Raw genomic sequence first — 3,013 nt, 5'->3', positions numbered from 1 at the left:
GATTTAACTTGTCAGGGCTTTTATATATTTATGGCAAAGTAAATATTAACAAGGCAGGCAATAAACAACAAAAACCAGCACATTAGCATATTAGCACATCAACACATCAGCACATTCCAATTCATTTGCACACCTGCACATTTGCATATCTGCACATCTGCACATCTACAACGTTTTCTCAATAATCTGCCCGCTTTTCTTATCCTTCAATATCACTTTCTTTGCGCCAAAGTGGGTCATTTCTTCTTTTACCAGGTGATACTGCTCATCATATTCTGTATAGCCTTTTCCTTTTTCCACACCGGTTTTACCCCGCCATACATCCAGCTGCACGGGCTCCCATAATTTGCTTTTTGCGCTGCGGTAAGCGGCGTCCAGCACGGCATTCACCACGTATCCGTCATAGAAGGTTTCACGGGCTGCTTTGCCGCTTTCCATGGCGTTGAACATATCGGTGAACATATGGTTATAACCCAGCTCGTTCAGCTCATCGCCCACAGGAAATAACCAGCCGGAATTGCTTTCTGCTTTTTCCGCAACATAATCCGCGCCCTTGCCGGTGGTGAACATGTCAAAACCGGTACGCAAAAAGCTGTTCAGCCAAATAGTGCCTTCTGTACCCATTACCTCATCGCGCAGGTCCAGGCCGCCGCGGAAGGTCCAGCTTACTTCAAACTGCCCGATAGCGCCATTCTCATACTTTACCAGGCCAATGGCATGGTCTTCCGCATCAATGGGTTTTACCTGCGTATCGGCCCAGCACATAACCTCAATGGGTTTAATATCCTTGCCAATAAAGCTGCGGGCTATTTCCACGCAATGGCAGCCCAGATCCAGGATACAACCGCCGCCGGCCTGCTCCTTATCCCAGAACCATTCGCTGTGCGGGCCGGGGTGTGTTTCCCTTGACTTAGCCCAGAGGATGCGGCCCAAAGCCCCGCTTTGCACGCTTTCCAGCGCTTTCAGGAATTTTGGGGTATACACCAGGTCCTCCAGGTAACCGTTAAAAATACCGGCCTTTTCTACGGCTTCCATCATACGTTTGGCTTCTTCTGCATTACGGCCCAGGGGTTTGGTGCAGATAACGCCTTTTTTATGCTTGCAGCACAGTAACACGGCTGCCTCGTGCAGGTTGTTGGGCAGGGAAATACATACTACCTCTACTTCCGGGTGCGAAATGGAAGCCTCCATTTCAGTGGTCCAGTGGGCCACCTGGTAATCTTCCGCAAACTTCTTTGCGCTTTCTTCCCGGCGGGAATAAATACTAACGATCTTGTCCCTGCTTCTTTGCCCTTGCAGGGAATCTGCATAGAAGCGCCCGATAAAACCGGAGCCTAACATTGAAATCTTAGCCATAATATGAAGAGATTTTAGATTTTAGATGTACGATTTTAGATTTGATTGTAGCGGATGATTAACCGGTAAGATCCAATCTGATTTTTAAATTTAATGACCGCGATGATTAAGCAATACGATCAAATCGTAAATCTAAAATCTAAAATCTAAAATCGTAAATAGAATTACATTTTTATATTTTTCTCCGTATTGCTTTCGCGGAACAGCAGCATGAATAACGCCAGCACTAGCAGCGCAATAGCCGCCGGTATCAGCCAGATGGTTTTCCAGTCGTGCGTACCATCCGTTAGTTTATAGGCATCTACAATAGGGCCGGAGATCAGGTAACCTATCAGCATACCTACGCCATAAGTGGCCAGTGTAATAAGGCCCTGGGCTGCACTTTTGAACTGTTCGCCTGCACGGGCATCAGTATAGATCTGCCCCGTCACAAAAAAGAAATCGTAACAGATACCATGCAGCACAATACCACCTATCAGCATCCAGTAATTCGCCTCCACATTACCAAAGGCAAAGAAGATATAACGGATCACCCAGGCCAGCATACCCAGCGCCAGCATTTTCTTTACCCCCAAACGGCTAAAGAATAAAGGCATCAGCAGCATGAACAGGAACTCTGACATTTGCCCCAGTGATTGTTTACCGGCGGCAGAGCTCATCCCTGCTTCATTCAGGAAAGGGTTGGTAAAGTTGTAATAAAAGGCCAGCGGGATACAAATGGCTACGGAAGAAAGGAAGAACAGCAGGAAAGAGCGCTGTTTTAACAGGCGGATGGCGTCTAACCCTAACAGCTCGCCCACCGATACTTTCTGCCCTTTCTTTAATGGCGGTGTATTGGGCAGCATAAAGCTCAGCAAACCCAGTATGCCCGAAGCTGCCGATGCCATTTTAAAGGTAAGCGACAGTGTGTTGCTTTTTTCCCATCCCAGCCAGCCAATGATCAAACCGGCCACTATCCAGCCAATGGTGCCCCATACACGAATAGCGGGGAATTTCTTGGTGGGATCATCCATTTGCCGGAAGGAAATGGAATTCACCAACGCCAGTGTAGGCATGTACAGGATCATATAAAGCAGCAGCAGGGGATAAAAAGTTTCAAAGTCGGCCGAAGAACCGGCCAGCCATAACAGCATAGCGCCAATAAGGTGTAAGATCCCCAGGATCAGCTGTGCCGGCGCAAAGCGGTCTGCTATCAACCCAACAATAAAAGGTGCAATAATGGCCCCGATAGACTGCGTTAAATAGGCAACACCTACCTGCGTACCACTGGTATGCAGGTTATTCAGTAAAAATGTTCCCATGGTTACAAACCATGCTCCCCAAACAAAGAATTCAAGGAACATCATGAGGGATAGTTGCAGTCTGACGGCTGGCTTCATACGTTGGAACTTTAGCTTCTATAATAAGATGGACGATCAGGCATTTAAGATAGTAAAAAAGATTTACGATCTGTACTACAAATTAAAACACACCGGCGGGTTACAAACGCAGCTTGGGCTGCACACTGATCTCAGAACCTTCCGCCAGTAATGCAGATACCGGCTTTTGTGCAAGGGCCTCCGCAAAAGCAGGCCCATACAGCGCTTCCGCGTTACAATGGTAATCATAATCATATACTTCGTGTACGCGCCATTGGGGGTGCGTTACCTCATATACT

2 protein-coding genes are annotated in these 3,013 nt (G+C 47.3%); both read right to left on the bottom strand.

Annotated elements, in window-relative coordinates:
• Positions 1 to 165 precede the first annotated feature (165 nt).
• The gene (locus VIM87_RS06650) at positions 166 to 1,356 is read right to left on the bottom strand and encodes a Gfo/Idh/MocA family oxidoreductase (protein WP_331996221.1); all 1,191 of its coding nucleotides are present in this window, start codon (positions 1,354 to 1,356) and stop codon (positions 166 to 168) included.
• Between the two features lie 164 nt (positions 1,357 to 1,520).
• Positions 1,521 to 2,735, bottom strand: a complete 1,215-nt coding sequence (locus tag VIM87_RS06645; RefSeq protein ID WP_331996220.1) for a nucleoside permease — start codon at positions 2,733 to 2,735, stop codon at positions 1,521 to 1,523.
• Between the last annotated feature and the right edge of the window lie 278 nt (positions 2,736 to 3,013).

The sequence above is a fragment of the Chitinophaga sp. genome (assembly GCF_036569125.1).
GTDB lineage: Bacteria > Bacteroidota > Bacteroidia > Chitinophagales > Chitinophagaceae > Chitinophaga.
Note: the sequence above shows the minus strand (reverse complement) of the source record. Positions and strands in the feature narration are given on the sequence as shown.

Bases quoted from the DNA above. Each gene is read 5' to 3' on its own strand.
- VIM87_RS06650 (WP_331996221.1), bottom strand. From the start codon at position 1,356: ATGGCTAAGATTTCAATGTTAGGCTCCGGTTTTATCGGGCGCTTCTAT.
- VIM87_RS06645 (WP_331996220.1), bottom strand. From the start codon at position 2,735: ATGAAGCCAGCCGTCAGACTGCAACTATCCCTCATGATGTTCCTTGAA.